Here is a 15,870-nt window from a genome sequence, read left to right as displayed (position 1 = left end):
TTTTGGCTGGCATACATTCTAACTAATGAGCGCTTATTTTATATTTATATTATACAATCTAGCTGCGTATCAGCTTAACTATAAGCCCAACCTAGAGGGGTTAGGTGGATTGAACAGCCATGAAAACGAAGAAAAAAAAGATAAAATTGTTAACAAAGCTGTTAAAAATCGAGAAATAAAAGTAATTTTATATCGCCCGTAGGAAGGAATTAGAATCATTTTACAGGTGGCATAAATTGTCAGTAAATTAACTTTACACAGGGTAAAAAAAGTCATAAATTACATCAACATTCTCTATACCTAGTCAAAAAATTACCTGGGAAATAAGCTGTTCAGCATCTAAAACGCATATTGTATGGTATACTATAATAATTTTAATATAAAATTAATGCCTACTAAAAACTTCCTCAGTTCTGAAACAAAGGAAACTCTGCAACAAGCATCAAAAGACCATGAGCATCCAGATATTCGACAAAGAGCGTTAGTATTTTTATTACTAAATAACGGAAGCTCACAAGCTCAAACTGCTGAAGTAATTGGATGTTCTCTCCGAAAAGTTGCCTATTGGAGTGTTCACGGTGATCCTGAAAATTTAGACAGTTTTAAAGATAACAGGATGAAGGGTAATTACCGAAAAGCTACAGATAAATACATTAATTCTCTTTTAGAAACACTTGAAGTAGACCCGGAAAAATATGGTTATGAGTTCGGAAGATGGACAACAGCTAGACTTGCAATATATCTAGGAGAACAGACGGTAATTGAGCTGAGTAGTAACCAAGTAAGAAGAATTTTAAAATCAAAAAACTATGTTTAGCTTTGGGCTAAATACAGCTTGAAGGATAAGCAAGATGCCGTATAAAGGGGTTTATTAAAAGATAAATTAGTTGAGTATCTAAAAATAGAAAAAGCATCTCCAGACCTTTTACAGGTATGGTTTTGGGACGAGAGTGGATTTAGTTGAAGAGTGATTAGAAGGAAAAGCTGGTGTAAAAAAAGAACTCGAATTAACCTTCATAGGAGAGCGACTAAAAGGCCGTATTAATGTGATGGATGGAGTGAGATATTCAGACAAAAAAAGATGGGTAGATTTTATTCCCTCTGGAAATTATGCTAATTTTTATGCTGTGCTGAAAAATTTTTATGGAGATTTAAAAGCCGAGTGGATATTGCAAGGAAATTTAGTGGAAGATTTTCAAGATAAAGGCTGTAAGTTTATGATAATTTTGGACAACGCTAGTTTTCATAAAAAAGCAGAGACTTTGCAGAAAATAGCCTCAGAAATGCCCAATCTCATCATAGAGTTTTTGCCCAAATATAGCCCTGACTATAACCTAGTTGAATTAGTATGGCATTCTGCCAAGGAATATGTTGCCAATAGATTATTTGAATACATTGAAAAACTAGAATTAGTGTTACATAAACTTTTAAATGAAGGAGTAGTAATTATGAAATGGAACAGAAAAATAAAAAATAAAGGTAACGCGAGTTAATGCAGTTTAGATGTCGAACAGCTTATCCCCTATTTTGTTAGGTAGCCACTAACAGAGTAAAGCGGGGGTCCAAGGCAGCCTACTGGTAGCCCAACCTGGTAAATGTCGAGCAATAGTTCATGTGTAGCGAAAGCAAAGATGTGGGTGAATCATCGTTATATTGAAGTGGTCTAATGGCTGATTAACACCATGCCAAAAGGCAAGGATATGGCATAGGCGATTTTAACTTCTTCCTATAAGCACTGCCCAGAAACCCAGTGGATAGCATCACACTAAAAACTCTACCAATTTGTATTTGGAACGAAGTAACTATCATGTATTCTGGAGAAGAACAGGTGGATCACCCAGTAAGTAGCTAACGAAGAGTACATGAGATAGGGAGTGTATCAGACGCTAATGCTCTATTGTAATGACAGAGATACGCAGACAGATGCCCGGTAACTTCAAAGATGGGAACTATCGTAGCAATGAATAAGTCTACAACGCGAGACAACCGGACGCTGGAATGGAATCAAATCAATGGGCGCCAAGCCGAAAAATTGAAATTCAAGTCGCAAAAACGTATCTATCGAACAAGTGAACATGGTGATGTTAAAGCAGTTGGTAAGCTTCAAAAGAGCTTGATTAATTCATGGTATAATAAGGTTCTAGCGGTACGACGGGTTACACAAGACTATGCTGGTAAACGTAAAGCCGGAATGGATGGTATTAAATTACTAACCCGGAAGCAACGAATTAAGCTAGTAAATGAGCTCAAAACAACTGGTAAAGCACAATCTACACGTAGGGTAATGATTCCAAAACTAGGAACTAATGAGTCAAGACTATTACGCATACCCACAATGTACGACCGCGCCTTAGAATCAGTTGTAAAAGCACCGCTTAAGCCAGAATGGGAGGCATCATTCGAGCCCAACTCCTATGGTTTTCGACGAGGAAGATCATGTCACGATGCGATAGGATCAATCTTTAACAGTATCAGATATAAAGCCAAATATGTGCTATATGCTGATATTGCCAAATGCTTTGACCCCATTAATCACAAAGCGTTACTTGACAAAATAAATACTTATTCACGACTCCGATAACAAATTAAGTCGTGGCTTAAAAGTGGCCTGTTAGACCAAGGTAAAATTTTTTCTACCAAGGAAGCTAAGCCACCCGGAGGGGTTATTTCCCCGCTGCTGGCTAACATGGCCCTACACGGAATGGAAGAAAGGATTAAGCAATATGCGGAAACGCTAACAAAAGGGTACTCACGAATCAATAAAAAAGAGAAACAATGTTCCCTAAGTTTAACCCGATACGACGATGATTTTGTGATAATGTACAAAGACATTGACGTAATACTCACCTGTCAGAAGATAATTGCCTACTGGTGGAGTGATATTGCCTTAGAGTAGAAACCAAATCCAACAAAATTAACCCACCTTCTCAACAAATATAATGGAAATGTTGGGTTTTAGTTTTTAGGATTCCATATACAACAGTATCCCGTAGGTAACTATAGAGATGCCAAAACTACAAATGGAAAGCCACTAGGTTTCAAGACAATAATCACCCCGTCCCAACCAAAAAATTCAGGCTCATCTCGTAAAAAGAGCTGAAGTAATAGATTGCTATAAACACTCCCCTCTATCTGTCTTAATTAAGAGGTAAAATGCAATCATCCGGGGATTGTCAGACTATTACTCAGCATTAGTAAGTAAGAAAATCTTCCAAAAATTAGATAATCTTGCTGATCACAAGCTAAGAGGATGGGCAAAAGGACGAGAAAAAGGTAACATCAACAAAGACAAATACTGGCGAACAGTAGGCGAACTAAATTGGTGTGTCAGCACAGAAATAGGTTTTGAGTGAGTCCAATATGCAACAACGAATATCGTAAGGCACGTAAACGTAAAAGGCAATTCAACACCCTATAATAGTCAGTAGATTTACTGAAGTAAACGACTTGGAGAATACCATGACACACCAACAATAGTAGGAATACTCATTAAGAAATAAAAAGGTAAATGTAGCCACTGTGGTTTGTACTTTACACCTACAGACATTGTAGAAGTTGACCATATCTAACCCACCTCCCTAGGTGGCAAAGATAAATTTAAAAACCTCCAACTTCTACATAAACACTGTCACGACACAAAAACGGAAAAAGACGGTTCCTTCCACAAGAACCATGATTAAAACCCGTTTTGAATTGTACCCATAACAAGGGTGAAGATATCAAGGATCCGGATGAGGCGAAAGTTTCAGGTCGGGTTCTGAAGTAGAGGTAGGTGGAGAAATGCCCCTATCGAATCTAACAGCTAGCATAAATTTTGCCGCTAACCATCCCTGGGTGCAATTAATCGAATTAGAAGATGATCATTCTGTGGGAACTTTCCTAGCGGAAAGGTGGGAAGCGATTCAAAATTTTTGCCAATTCAAAAATTAAAACCTGACCAACTTTCAAGTCTTAACAATCAAATGACTGAACAAGATCGATCGACTCGCACCTTAGCCGTTGACATTGGCGGAAGTGGCATCAAAGTTATGGTTTTGGACAATGAAGGCGAACCCCAAACGGAACGCAGCCGTGTAGAAACGCCTCAACCACCGAAACCGGAACCCGTACTAGAGGCGATCGCCTCTTTAGCGAGCGGACAAGGGGAATTTGACCGAGTATCCGTCGGCTTCCCAGGCGTCGTGCGTCTAGGCGTCATCAAAACCGCAGTGAATTTAGATCCGTCTTGGATAGATTTTGACTTACAAACTACCCTCAAAGATCGCTTGGGAAAACCTGTGCGAGTGGCTAACGATGCGGATATTCAAGGATTGGGAGCAATTGCTGGGACGGGGGTAGAATTAGTAATTACCCTGGGTACAGGTTTCGGTTCTGCCTTATTTGTCGATGGTATCTTGGTACCCAATTTAGAATTAGGACATCACCCGTTTCGCAAAGGGGAAACTTACGAACAGCAATTAGGGCGATCGGCATTAGATACAGTCGGTTCCAAAAGATGGAATCGCCGTCTAGAAAAAGCGCTCACCTCTGTGCAAAATCTCTTTAACTGCGATCGCATTTACATCGGCGGTGGCAATACTAAAAAGATAGCTTTTGAGTTACCGCCACAGGTTAAAATAGTACCAAATGTGAGCGGTTTATTGGGCGGGATTGCTTTGTGGCGTGATTGAGTAAACTTGGTGGCAAAAATTCCCATCAATATCAAAGAAACCGGATTTTTTGCTCGGATTAAAGGAAATAATCCACTCTTTAGGTAAAAAACCCGGTTTCTGAATCCACGACGGTTGATTTGGTTTTTGGCTTGTGTGATGGTCGTTTAAAAAATTATTCGCCCATCGGATCGCGGTAGCGTTTAGGTTCATCCTTGCGAAACAGATTAGCCAAACCGAGTATGCCCAACAAACCCAAAGCACCCCAATGATTGTTGTCGTTTTTGCTTTCTTGAAAGGGAGTTCTGTCGAGAACGACTCCATTAGAATCAGTATTGTTTTGGGTCGGAGCTGACTCGGTTTGAGCTGAGGCAGGCATAGCTGAAGGGAGAATAGCCAAACTCAAAGCTATGAGGGTAGCGGCGGCATTTTTAGAGATCTCTGACGGCTTGACTTTCATACTTGGTTTCCACATATTAGCAGTTACTTTCTAAGAATAATCAATTGGGCGCGCCCCCGGCATCAATCGAGCGACAGAAACTAAATCCCCCTCTCCTCTTGCTTTCGAGATAGAAGACGCTCTATGCTAAGTTCAGATGCTTCTAAGCAGATTATCTAAAATAAAAAGTCGTAAACTATACCATGCTTCCCTTTATCCGAAAAGATTTAGCCGAACTTACCGCATACACTCCCCATCCGGGCGGCACATCAGGAGAACCAGCGCATTCGGAAAGTGCGATCGATCGCCTTGATACCAACGAATGCCCCTACGAGTTGCCAGAGGAATTAAAAAAAAAGCTAGCTTGGACTTACCAGCAATTAATTGAGACAAATCGCTATCCCGACGGAGGACACGCAGCCCTCAAAGAGGATCTCGCCGAATACGTCAATGAATCCCTAAATGTCCCCGCCCTTAACAAGGGGGGGCTAGGGGGGGTTACACTGCCCAAAACCGCCATTACAGCCGACAATATTTCTGTGGGCAACGGTTCCGACGAACTAATTAGATCCATCTTAATAGCTACTTGTTTAGGCGGTACTGGCTCTATTTTGGTTGCGAATCCTACCTTTTCGATGTATGGAATAATTGCCCAAACCCTCGGCATTCCCGTTGTGAGTGTTCCGCGAAAAGAGGAGAATTTTGAAATCGATATCGAGGCGGCTAAAAAGGCGATCGCCCAAAATCAAAATCCCCCCGTGCGCGCCGTCTTTGTCGTTCATCCCAATTCTCCCACAGCCAATGCTTTGACACCAGATGAAATAGAATGGTTGTCAAATTTACCCGAAGAGATATTAGTAGTAATTGACGAAGCCTATTTTGAATTCAGCCAAAATACTTTAGCAGACCAATTGCACAATCACCCGAATTGGATAATTTTACGCACATTTTCCAAAGCATTTCGGTTAGCGTCAATGAGAGTCGGATATGCGATCGCCCATCGCGAACTGGCAGCCGCCTTAGAAAAAATTCGCCTCCCCTACAACCTCCCCAGTTTCTCGCAAACCGCAGCCGAGTTTGCCCTAGCGCAGCGGCAGTTATTGCTGGCAGTAATTCCCGAAATTATAGCAGAGAGATCGCAATTAATTGCAGCGCTAACTCAGCATCAAAAATTGCAAGTTTGGCCGAGTGCGGCTAACTTCGTCTACCTGCGGGTGAAAGCTGGCGATCGTAATTTAGCAGAAACTGAACACAAACAAATCATGCAGCAGCTAAAAGAGCGAGGTACTTTAATTCGCCATACTGGGGGAGGTTTGCGAATTACGGTGGGTAGCCCGGAGGAAAATCAGCGAACAGTCGATCGAATAGGAGAAATTTTTGACAACTCATAATATTCTGTCTCCAGTTTCTGCTTAACACAAAAATAACTTTGGAGAAGGTATATATGCTTCAAGGAAAGGTTTTACGGGTTGCTCGTCCAACGGATTGCCTCGATCGAGTTGTTCATTTCTACACAGAGGGTTTAGGGCTGCAAATCCTCGATCGTTTTGAAAACCATGAAGGTTTTGACGGAGTAATGGTTGGGATGCCAGGAGAAAGCCACCACTTTGAATTCATCCATCAACGGGGACATATTGTAGGTGGCGCTCCAACTCAAGACAATCTTATCGTCTTTTACCTTCCTAACCAACAAGAATGGCAGCAGGCTGTTGAGCGAATGAAAGCAATGGGATTTGATCCTGTAAACTCCTACAATCCTTACTGGGACAAAGATGGAGTGACCTTTGAAGACCCAGATGGCTATCGAGTCGTTTTGCAGAATGCCGAGTGGAGCTTGTAGCAGCCCGATCGCAGCCTAAGGTATCTACACCAATTTATAACTGATCATTTCCTTGCCGTGCCGCCCGAATGGTTTGGGGAAATACGCCTACTAAAAGTGCCAAAGCTTCATCGGGAATTTGTGCCACTATTTCCGAATCCAAATATTGTTCAAACTGAGTTAAAACCATTTGTGCGCGTTCCAAAGCTGTAGGCTTTGCCGTTAACTGTTCCATTAACCGCACCCACTGCCGCCGAATTCCAAAAGCTTTCTGTATTTCTTCGGGAGATTGAGGGCAAACCAAACAAAAATCGCCCACGGGAATCGCCTGCTGAGAGTCAACATCAAAAACGCCCCCAACGGCAGCCCCAGGTCCGGCAAACTCCGCGTGGAAGCGTTTAATCAAAATTAGGCCGTTCCGGCGACGGCTATCTACCATCAACAGCTTACCGCTGTTGATTTCTGCGAGAATGTCAGAGGAGTGGGGGTATTCTGTCAAATCTGTGCCAAGGTTTCGATGTCGCAAGTCCGGGCCAGCAGAAAGGCCGGCGCGGACAATATAATTAGAGGTAATATTAGAGCTGGATGAAGTATCAATTTTTTTCTCATCCCGCTGCCGATCGAGATTATTCATTTAAAGTTATAAATTAATACTGTCACAAGGTGGTAGTTTGAGCGCGATCGAATATCAAATGCAAGTAGAACAAGCAGTAGACACCCTGAAAGCGGATCTCCCGACGCTTTTTGAAAAAGACATCTCCTACGACATCTACACAAAAGATGTTTATTTTCAAGACCCGGTTAACAAATTTAAAGGAAAAATTAACTATCGCATTATCTTTTGGACTCTTCGATTTCACGGGCAGCTATTCTTTAACGAGATTTACTTCGACCTGCACGACGTAGGTCAGACAGCCCATGATACTATTGTGGCAAATTGGACTGTTCGCGGGAAACTGCGGGTTCCCTGGAAAGCTCGGATTTTTTTTAACGGCTACTCTACTTATAAACTGGATAAAGACGGCTTAATTTACGAACATATCGACACCTGGGACAGAGAGCCCGGAGAGATTTTAAAGCAGTTTTTCCGCAAGGGGGATGAGGCGACCCAAGTATAAGCCAAAAAGGTCGATCGCGCCGAGATCAGGGCCAGCCACCCAATTAACTTATAATGGCTAAAATAATCATCATCCCTCCGATTCATTTTCTGCTATTTGTAAATTGCTAAAATGATTGTCGCCTCTGATTCATTTTCTGCTATTTGCACTCCTGAAAAACATCATGGCTGATATTGTCCAGACTGCCACCAATGCCAGCTCTTTCAAAACCCTCGTGACTGTTATTGAAGCGGCTGGTTTGTTAGATTTATTGCAAAGTCCGGGACCTTATACCGTCTTAGCACCAACTGATGAGGCATTTGCCAAAATTCGTACGAACACTATTACCTCTTGGCTGGAAGACATACCCAAGCTCAAGAAAATTCTGACTTATCACATTCTGTTTGGCGAGGTACTAAGTGAGAATTTGCTTGAGTTAAGTTCTGCTGAAACAGTGGAAGGTTCTGTAGTGGGAATTGATACTTCTGACGGCATTAAAGTGAATGATGCTAAAGTTCTCACTTCAGATATTCTTGCCGACAATGGCGTCATTCATATGATTGATGCGGTGCTAATACCAACATTGCTTGCAGCATAACCAAACTTGTGACATCTCTAAATTTAGTAGGGTGCTTATGGGCGCACCTGACATTTTAAACTAGAGAACTTACGCAAGTGTTACAATTAGTAAGGTGCGTCATAACCCAAACCATAGCTCATCCGTCCATAACTCGGTCGGACGCACCCTACAAGTCGATTTGATCGTGACACTTGCGTAATTGCTGAACTAATTATCCGAACCTAAAATCAATCCTGAGCGCGCCGGCAGCATCAATTCTAAAAGCCGATTTTCCCCGTCACCTTTCCAAACAAACTCGCCTTTCCCAAACAGCAATTTCTCGTGAGGAGATTTCAAATTAGCTGCCTCAAAGCTAATATTAGCTTCTTCGGTCGCGACATTGATCGCAACAACTATTTCCTCATCCCCCAAAATTCTGGCAAAAACGTAAACCGTTCCTTCAGCAAACAGAACTTGGTACGATCCAGTGCGGAGGGCCGCGTATTTGTGCCGCAAAGCTATCAACTGCTTATGATAATCTAAAACATCAAGTTCCCAGCGAGATTGTAAGGGAAAACCGCGGCGAGAATCGGGGTCTAGAGCACCGGGTAAACCAACTTCATCGCCGTAGTAAATGCTAGGAGCTCCCGGAAAAGTTAACAGCAGCAAAGTAGCGAGTTCGACGCTAGCTTTATCGCCCCCAGCAATTGACAGCAACCTCGCTGTATCGTGACTAGCCAACAAATTAAGTTGAGTTAGCTGTATCGGCCACGGGTAGAGTTCCAAAACGTGCTGAATTTTGTCGCCGTACTCTTTAGCAAAAAGCGGCGGATAGGGATGGTAAGAACGACCTTCAATTTGAGCTAAATCAACTCTATCGCCCGCTGTAAAAGCAATAGTCGGCGCAGCAAAAAGATAATTCATTACTCCGTCAAATTGACTGCCGTCGAGCCATTCTCTCGCATCTTCCCAAACTTCGCCAACAATATAAGCTTCGGGATTAATGGCTTTAACTCGGTCTCTAAATTCTTGCCAAAATCCAGGGGTTTTAATTTCAAAAGGAACGTCCAGCCGCCAGCCATCAATGCCGAATTTTATCCAATATTCGGCGATTTCCATGATGTATTCTCGCACTTCTGGATTATCGTGATTGAATTCAGGAAGTGCTCGATTTCCATCCCAACCGGCATAATTAGCAGGAAAATTGCCGTCGTAGGCAGATAGGGGCCAGCCTTCAATTTTAAACCAATCTACCCAAGGAGAATGGGGGCCGTTTTCGAGGATGTCGTGAAAGAAGAAAAAGCCGCGGCTAGCGTGGTTGAATACGCCGTCGAGGACGATTTTGATGTTGCGATCGTGAGCGGCGTCTAGAAGCTCTTTAAAAGCCGGATTGCCACCCAACATCGGATCGACTTGATAGTAGTCGTGGGTGTGGTAGCGGTGATTGCTGGCCGACTGAAATATGGGGGTAAAATAAATTGCGTTAATGCCTAAGTCTTGCAAGTAGTCTAGCTGTTCCATCACGCCCCACAAGTCGCCGCCTTTGTAGCCTTGCAGGGTGGGGATTTCGTGCCATTCTTCCCACATGAAGTTTTGCAGCAGGCGTTTGCGAGGCTGTTTGCTTTTGGCGAAGCGATCGGGGAATATTTGGTAGAATACCGCGTGTTTAACCCAGTCTGGCGTTTGAATTTGCATACACTTTTTTTAGCTTTTAGGGGTTAGGCTACAGTAGCAGATGTTTGTTGCGGATCTAGCTTTTGGTAGAGAATAGACATTTTATCCCATTTGGTCGATCGACAAATTGTAAAATATTACACAAATTTGCGGTCAATCTTAAAATAGAAAACTGACTCTACCTAGAAGAAATTTATCGTCCCGACGGGGGGCGCTTCCTGAGTGCTGTGGAGTCGGACAAACTCAAATAACAAAAACGCCCGCAAAAAAAACCGGCTCAAACTCAAGCAGAACCAGAGCGCGAAGAAGGGCCCATACAGAGCGTCAGCGCCCGTGGTGGCGCGATCGACCTGCCTTGAAAAAGAACAACAGCGCCATGAGCCTCGATTGATAAATTGTGAAAACGGGGAATTTACCCAAAAGACTTATTATTAACAGCCCAAACCCCGAACCTTATTCTTTCCTTAAACTGCCTTTATTTATTGAAGGGTATTTTAAGTCACAACTCAAAACTTTTTTAAATATCCATTCTGGATAGATGGGTATTTTAACTCACAACTCAAAACTCCTAACTCCAGTCCCGGACGCACTCCAACTCTTCTAAACCGGGTTTTTTAACTGTTATTGAGGATTTGAAGAAGTATTTGGATTAAACAACCCGGTTTCTGTGTAGGCGACTCAACTGATAACTCAAAACTCAAAACTTCCTTGCTCCCCCCCCTTGTCAAGAAGCCCTCACCATCCGACACTGTACTTGGAGAGTTAATCGACCCTAGGGAGAAAGTTCCTTGAAAAAAGTCTTAGCCATCATCCTCGGTGGCGGTGTAGGCACCCGCCTTTACCCCCTAACCAAACTGCGAGCCAAACCCGCAGTTCCCCTCGCAGGCAAATATCGCCTCATCGATATTCCTGTCAGCAACTGCATAAACTCGGAAATAGTCAAAATCTACGTCCTCACCCAATTCAACTCGGCATCCCTCAACCGTCACATCTCTCGCACCTACCAGTTTTCCGGCTTCACCGAGGGATTTGTTGAGGTACTCGCCGCCCAGCAAACTCAGGAAAACCCCAACTGGTTTCAAGGGACAGCCGACGCAGTTCGCCAATATCTCTCGCTGCTAGAACAGTGGGACGTTGATGAATACTTGATTCTTTCGGGCGATCACCTCTATCGCATGGACTACCAGAAGTTTGTGCAGAGACACCGCGAAACCAACGCGGATATCACCCTCTCGGTTTTGCCAATGGACGAGAAGCGGGCCTCGGATTTTGGTTTGATGAAAATCGACGACACCGGCCGCATTGTTTCTTTCAGCGAAAAGCCAAAAGGCGATGCGCTCAAACAAATGCAGGTGGATACTACTACACTGGGACTAACAGCGCAGCAGGCTCAGGAAAGTCCTTACATTGCTTCGATGGGGATTTACGTCTTCAAAAGAGAAGTTCTGATTAAACTCCTGAAAGAATCTCCAAATCAAACTGATTTTGGTAAAGAGATAATTCCGAATTCTGCAAAAGACCACAACGTTCAAGCTTATTTGTTTGACGATTACTGGGAAGATATCGGAACCATTGAGGCTTTTTACGAGGCTAACTTGGCTCTGACAAAACAGCCTAAGCCGCCTTTCAGTTTCTACGATGAAAAGGCGCCGATTTATACTCGCCCGCGTTTCTTGCCGCCGACTAAGCTTTTAAATACTCACGTGACTGAATCGATTATTGCTGAAGGCTGCATTCTCAAAGAGTGCCGGATCGACCATTCTGTGTTGGGAGTTCGATCGCGCATTGAAGCTGGATGTACGATTCAAGACACCCTGGTCCTGGGTGCTGACTTCTACGAACCCGACGCCGAACGGCATTCGAGTTTGGACAGCGGCGGCGTCGCCCTCGGTATCGGTGCAGATACTACAATTCGCCGCGCGATTGTGGATAAAAATGCCCGCATTGGCCGCAATGTTCAAATAATTAATAAAGACCGAGTGGAAGAAGCAAACCGCGAAAACCAAGGTTTTTACATCCGCAGCGGCATTATCGTAGTCCTGAAAAATGCCACGATTCCTGATGGAACTATCATTTAGTTATTAGTCATTAGTCATTAGTCGTCAGTCATTAGTTTTTTAAGTTAAAATCTGTTACCTGCTTTTCAAGTGACTGATTATAAATAATGAAATTAGTGACAGATCACCAATGACCGATGACTGATGACTGATGACAAAATTCATTCTTTTTTTGTTGATTATTAATTTCCACCGCTGATGCGAGGTTGTCGAAATACTTGGCTTTATTCAAAGGCTCGCGCATTATTAATAAGCGACCTTCTCTGTTACTGTCTGCCGTGATACAGATATGTCCGCTCGCCTGCGTCTGGCGAATAGCTTCTGATTCTTGTATTTGCGCTGGTAGCACGACTGGCAAATGCGCTGCCCGTTTCTGAGTAAAACAGAACTCTCGGAACTATCTTTCCAATCGTCGCAGCAGCCACAAGGCCAACTTAGCAAATAATTCATAATGTTAGCACCCTAGTAGCGTTAAAAGCTTATCGCTCTACTATCCTATCTTAATGTTTTATACAAGTGTGTGATGTAGCTAACAGACAGCGGAGAAATTCTGTTATATTACTGGGATTTAAATCTCTTCAAAGGTTGTAAAAATAAAATTTTATAGGACGGGTCTGGGGTTAATAAAAAATATCTAGAAATTTTGTGGGATAACGGCGCAATTTAGGGTATTATATAGTCACAATTTAGACATCAGATTGGATCGAACTTGCTGATGAAAACCTGCTAAGATTTGGATGGGGTGATAAAGCTCAGATCGAGAAGTTAGATCGCACCGCGCCCCGGAAAAAAAGACCAAAAAGATCGATCGTCCGCGCCAGTCAACCCTCCTGGTCTCCCGCCCGCAACAGCAGCAGCTTTCCCCGCCTCATCTCAACCGGGCTGCTGCCTCTCGACAGCCCTAAGCCTCATAACTCCCCACAAAGTTTTCGTCGCAGGAGTTTCCCCGTCTCACAGCTCACAGGTATAGCAAGGGCATCTAGGGTAAGGACGTTCTTAATTGATGAAAGCATTGTTTTTGCTGTCGAATCCCAAAAGCATTTCTAGAGGCGGCTGCTCTGGCTCCCTTCAGCACGAGAGATCCGAATGCTATAAAATCTTAAACAGCAGCGGAGTGCGGAAATTGCGATCGAACGCCAAGCAACAACCGAACTCGATCGAGTCCAAACCTTTGATAACCTATAATTTGAATGAGATGCCGCAGGCACTTCGGCTCCTGGCATTATACTAATGCGCCATCCTGCGGCTAATTTGGGATTTATTCTTTCTAACAACTAACAACTAACAAATAACAACTAATAAAGAGGGGATTGCTTAATGGCTGCAACAGATTTTAAAGACTATTACGCTATTTTGGGACTCAACAAAACTGCCAGTTCTGACGAAATTAAAAAAACTTTCCGCAAACTAGCCCGCAAATATCACCCGGACATGAACCCCGGCAACAAAGAAGCCGAAGCTCGTTTTAAAGAAGTAAACGAAGCTTACGAAGTGCTCTCAGACCCTGAAAAACGCAAAAAATACGACCAATACGGTCAATACTGGAAGCAAGCTGCCACCACTCCAGGCGGATGGCCGGGGGGGGGCAGTACGAATGTAGACTTTGGCGGGGTTGACTTCAGCGAGTACGGCAGTTTTGACGAATTTATCAATGCCTTGCTAGGCCGCGCAGGTAGTAGTCCCGGTAGTGCCCGCAATGCCAAGTGGAATTACAGCAACTACCGCAGCACCAGCGGCGGGCCCACAGGTTTTGGCGGATTTGAAGATTTCGCGGGGTACGAAAACCGCACCGCAGGAAGCTCTCTCGACACCGAGGTCGCCATTTCCCTGACTCTGGGGGAAGCATTTCGGGGAACTTCCAAGCGAGTCGCCACGGGGGAAGTTTCAATTCCAGCCGGAGTGAAAACCGGCAGTAAAATTCGGATAAAAGGCAAAGGTCAAGTTGACCCCTACACGAAGCAGCAGGGAGATTTGTACCTAAAATTAGAAGTTTTGCCTCACGCTTTCTTCCAGTTTGAGGGAGAAAATTTGGTCTGCGAAGTGCCTATAACTCCCGATGAAGCGGTGTTGGGAGCTTCCATTGAAGTGCCGGCGCCTGAAGGTATGATCACTGTGAAATTTCCAGCCGGGATTCGTTCGGGTCAGTCTTTGCGGTTGCGGGGCAAAGGATGGCCGAAACCCAAGAAAGACGAGCGGACTGATTTGTTAGTAAAAATTGCGATCGTGCCACCGAAAGAACTCACCACTGTCGAACGCGAGTGCTACGAGAAAATCCAAGCAAACCGTACTTTTAATCCTCGCAGTAATCTCAATCAGATGGTGCTTTGAAAAAGCGTGCATTTCTCGGGCGCAAATAAGATTCTTTCTTCACTATTTCCTCGGGACACAGCATTGTTGTGTCCCTACTGTATGCAAGCGCGCTCTCATTTGAAAAATACCCTGTTAATAACTCAACTTTTCTTCGCCCGTAATTTGCACTTTCCAACCTTCTCAAGACTCTTCGCTAGCTCTTAGCTGAGTAGGTTGACTACCTTGTTTGAGGTTGATGGTAATTTTTTTAGCTCCTTTGTTCTCCAGATCTCGGATGTAGCCGGTCGATCTGTCAGAAGCTTCCTGTCTGCTGTCATAGGGCCCAAAGTAATAGGTACCCTTGGGCGAATCTGTATCCACTTCTACCCACCATTCGTCGCGTCGAGTGCTGCTAGCAGGTTGAGCTAGCACCCAAAAAGCCGTGAAAAACATACCCAACATAGAGATTTCAAACATATTTACCTCGGGGAATACTTAAGTAGTTTTTACTATTCTCAATTTATCAAGGCAACGGGAGCGATCGGCTCGTCCTCAGTGCTGATTTGATCCCGATAATTTTGGGCAGTTAATGCTGGCTAAACTCTGCATTTTGGTGGAGAAGATGCCGACTTTGAAGCCACCACTACAAATACAAAGTCCGCCCGGTAAGGACTAGGACAAGACGATGCTTAATATTATTGTTGAGGCTTCAGTTAATGAAAAATTCAAACAGAACTTACACACTCTTGACGCTCAGAAACCGCGTTGCTTAACCCATACCCCTCGCTATAGACCGAGTATTTTCGTCAAAAAACCCGGTTTCTGCCCCCTGGAGTATCAAAATTCTTAAGCCGCGATACCCTCTGAAAATTCACTATCGCAAATCGTGAGTTCCGAAGGCTGACAGCGTTTGATGCGGATACTAACCCTTTTAGCTCCCTCGCTTTCCAAGTCTTCGATGTAGCCTGGAGTATTGCTTGAGGCTTCTTTGTCGGTGTCGAAGGGGCCAAAATAGTAGGTACAGTGGGGCAAATCGGTGACAATTTCTACCCACCATTTCTCAGACCGGCGGTGGCTTGGCCCGGCAAACACGGACAAGACTGCGACGTAGATACAAAATAAATAAAATCCGAGCATCTTTATTCTTGAGGGAGGTTTAATTTATTATTTAAATCTATCAAAATAATTTGTCCGATCGAATCAACCTCAGTGCTGATTTTGCCTCGATCGACTTTAGATGCGAGATTTTAGATATTAGATTTTTCTTCCCATCTAAAACCTAAAGCA

14 protein-coding genes and 3 pseudogenes are annotated in these 15,870 nt (G+C 43.7%); 12 read left to right on the top strand and 5 right to left on the bottom strand.

What is annotated here, in order from left to right; translation table 11 throughout:
- Positions 1-25 precede the first annotated feature (25 nt).
- From QUA25_RS04005 to QUA25_RS03980, 6 genes and pseudogenes are all read left to right on the top strand, one after another.
- On the top strand, positions 26-202 hold the full coding sequence (locus QUA25_RS04005) for a hypothetical protein (protein ID WP_333035751.1): 177 nt from the start codon (positions 26-28) through the stop codon (positions 200-202).
- Positions 203-388: 186 nt separating this feature from the next.
- Positions 389-1,493, top strand: a pseudogene (locus QUA25_RS04000) (IS630 family transposase).
- 449 nt (positions 1,494-1,942) lie between these two features.
- Positions 1,943-2,896 (top strand): annotated as a pseudogene (locus tag QUA25_RS03995) (reverse transcriptase domain-containing protein).
- Between the two features lie 274 nt (positions 2,897-3,170).
- Complete coding sequence (locus QUA25_RS03990; RefSeq protein ID WP_333035749.1) at positions 3,171-3,353, top strand: group II intron maturase-specific domain-containing protein; 183 nt, start codon at positions 3,171-3,173, stop codon at positions 3,351-3,353.
- A gap of 252 nt (positions 3,354-3,605) precedes the next feature.
- A pseudogene (locus QUA25_RS03985) lies at positions 3,606-3,680 on the top strand (hypothetical protein); the annotation flags it as partial.
- A 282-nt stretch (positions 3,681-3,962) separates the two neighbouring features.
- Complete coding sequence (locus QUA25_RS03980) at positions 3,963-4,670, top strand: ROK family protein (RefSeq protein WP_333035747.1); 708 nt, start codon at positions 3,963-3,965, stop codon at positions 4,668-4,670.
- 154 nt (positions 4,671-4,824) lie between these two features.
- Here the strand turns inward: QUA25_RS03980 and QUA25_RS03975 are convergent, their stop codons facing one another.
- Positions 4,825-5,124, bottom strand: a complete 300-nt coding sequence (locus QUA25_RS03975; protein ID WP_333035745.1) for a WGxxGxxG family protein — start codon at positions 5,122-5,124, stop codon at positions 4,825-4,827.
- 167 nt (positions 5,125-5,291) lie between these two features.
- Here QUA25_RS03975 and QUA25_RS03970 point away from each other — a divergent pair, with 167 nt between their 5' ends.
- On the top strand, positions 5,292-6,479 hold the full coding sequence (locus QUA25_RS03970; RefSeq protein WP_333035744.1) for a histidinol-phosphate transaminase: 1,188 nt from the start codon (positions 5,292-5,294) through the stop codon (positions 6,477-6,479).
- Between the two features lie 53 nt (positions 6,480-6,532).
- Positions 6,533-6,928, top strand: a complete 396-nt coding sequence (locus QUA25_RS03965) for a VOC family protein (RefSeq protein WP_333035742.1) — start codon at positions 6,533-6,535, stop codon at positions 6,926-6,928.
- 34 nt (positions 6,929-6,962) lie between these two features.
- Here the strand turns inward: QUA25_RS03965 and QUA25_RS03960 are convergent, their stop codons facing one another.
- Positions 6,963-7,541, bottom strand: a complete 579-nt coding sequence (locus QUA25_RS03960; RefSeq protein ID WP_333035741.1) for a hypothetical protein — start codon at positions 7,539-7,541, stop codon at positions 6,963-6,965.
- 58 nt (positions 7,542-7,599) lie between these two features.
- Here QUA25_RS03960 and QUA25_RS03955 point away from each other — a divergent pair, with 58 nt between their 5' ends.
- A complete protein-coding gene (locus QUA25_RS03955) occupies positions 7,600-8,025 on the top strand; it encodes a DUF2358 domain-containing protein (RefSeq protein ID WP_333035761.1) in 426 nt (141 codons plus the stop codon).
- A 163-nt stretch (positions 8,026-8,188) separates the two neighbouring features.
- Entirely contained in the window at positions 8,189-8,602 is a 414-nt protein-coding gene (locus tag QUA25_RS03950; protein WP_333035740.1) for a fasciclin domain-containing protein, read from the top strand.
- A gap of 189 nt (positions 8,603-8,791) precedes the next feature.
- Here the strand turns inward: QUA25_RS03950 and QUA25_RS03945 are convergent, their stop codons facing one another.
- Positions 8,792-10,258, bottom strand: coding sequence for a glycoside hydrolase family 13 protein (locus tag QUA25_RS03945; protein ID WP_333035738.1), 1,467 nt, complete (start codon positions 10,256-10,258; stop codon positions 8,792-8,794).
- A gap of 767 nt (positions 10,259-11,025) precedes the next feature.
- Between QUA25_RS03945 and QUA25_RS03940 the strand changes: the two genes are divergently transcribed.
- A complete protein-coding gene (locus QUA25_RS03940) occupies positions 11,026-12,315 on the top strand; it encodes a glucose-1-phosphate adenylyltransferase (RefSeq protein WP_333035737.1) in 1,290 nt (429 codons plus the stop codon).
- A gap of 1,296 nt (positions 12,316-13,611) precedes the next feature.
- On the top strand, positions 13,612-14,622 hold the full coding sequence (locus QUA25_RS03935; RefSeq protein ID WP_333035736.1) for a J domain-containing protein: 1,011 nt from the start codon (positions 13,612-13,614) through the stop codon (positions 14,620-14,622).
- Positions 14,623-14,784: 162 nt separating this feature from the next.
- Here the strand turns inward: QUA25_RS03935 and QUA25_RS03930 are convergent, their stop codons facing one another.
- Together QUA25_RS03930 and QUA25_RS03925 are read right to left on the bottom strand one after the other, a co-directional pair.
- Positions 14,785-15,060: a DUF1816 domain-containing protein gene (locus QUA25_RS03930; RefSeq protein ID WP_333035734.1), complete on the bottom strand. Its 276-nt coding sequence runs from the start codon at positions 15,058-15,060 to the stop codon at positions 14,785-14,787.
- 369 nt (positions 15,061-15,429) lie between these two features.
- Positions 15,430-15,720, bottom strand: a complete 291-nt coding sequence (locus tag QUA25_RS03925) for a DUF1816 domain-containing protein (protein WP_333035732.1) — start codon at positions 15,718-15,720, stop codon at positions 15,430-15,432.
- Positions 15,721-15,870 lie beyond the last annotated feature (150 nt).

This window comes from Microcoleus sp. Pol17C6 (genome assembly GCF_036701145.1).
Classification (GTDB): domain Bacteria; phylum Cyanobacteriota; class Cyanobacteriia; order Cyanobacteriales; family Microcoleaceae; genus Microcoleus.
The sequence above is the reverse complement of the archived record's forward strand: the minus strand, read 5'-3'. Positions and strand labels throughout refer to the sequence as shown.

Coding starts and splice junctions, on each gene's coding strand:
- QUA25_RS03955 (WP_333035761.1), top strand. CDS start 7,600: ATGCAAGTAGAACAAGCAGTAGACACCCTGAAAGCGGATCTCCCGACG.
- QUA25_RS03935 (WP_333035736.1), top strand. CDS start 13,612: ATGGCTGCAACAGATTTTAAAGACTATTACGCTATTTTGGGACTCAAC.
- QUA25_RS03960 (WP_333035741.1), bottom strand. CDS start 7,541: ATGAATAATCTCGATCGGCAGCGGGATGAGAAAAAAATTGATACTTCA.
- QUA25_RS03925 (WP_333035732.1), bottom strand. CDS start 15,720: ATGCTCGGATTTTATTTATTTTGTATCTACGTCGCAGTCTTGTCCGTG.
- QUA25_RS03930 (WP_333035734.1), bottom strand. CDS start 15,060: ATGTTTGAAATCTCTATGTTGGGTATGTTTTTCACGGCTTTTTGGGTG.
- QUA25_RS03965 (WP_333035742.1), top strand. CDS start 6,533: ATGCTTCAAGGAAAGGTTTTACGGGTTGCTCGTCCAACGGATTGCCTC.
- QUA25_RS03975 (WP_333035745.1), bottom strand. CDS start 5,124: ATGTGGAAACCAAGTATGAAAGTCAAGCCGTCAGAGATCTCTAAAAAT.
- QUA25_RS03950 (WP_333035740.1), top strand. CDS start 8,189: ATGGCTGATATTGTCCAGACTGCCACCAATGCCAGCTCTTTCAAAACC.
- QUA25_RS03970 (WP_333035744.1), top strand. CDS start 5,292: ATGCTTCCCTTTATCCGAAAAGATTTAGCCGAACTTACCGCATACACT.
- QUA25_RS03945 (WP_333035738.1), bottom strand. CDS start 10,258: ATGCAAATTCAAACGCCAGACTGGGTTAAACACGCGGTATTCTACCAA.
- QUA25_RS03980 (WP_333035747.1), top strand. CDS start 3,963: ATGACTGAACAAGATCGATCGACTCGCACCTTAGCCGTTGACATTGGC.
- QUA25_RS04005 (WP_333035751.1), top strand. CDS start 26: ATGAGCGCTTATTTTATATTTATATTATACAATCTAGCTGCGTATCAG.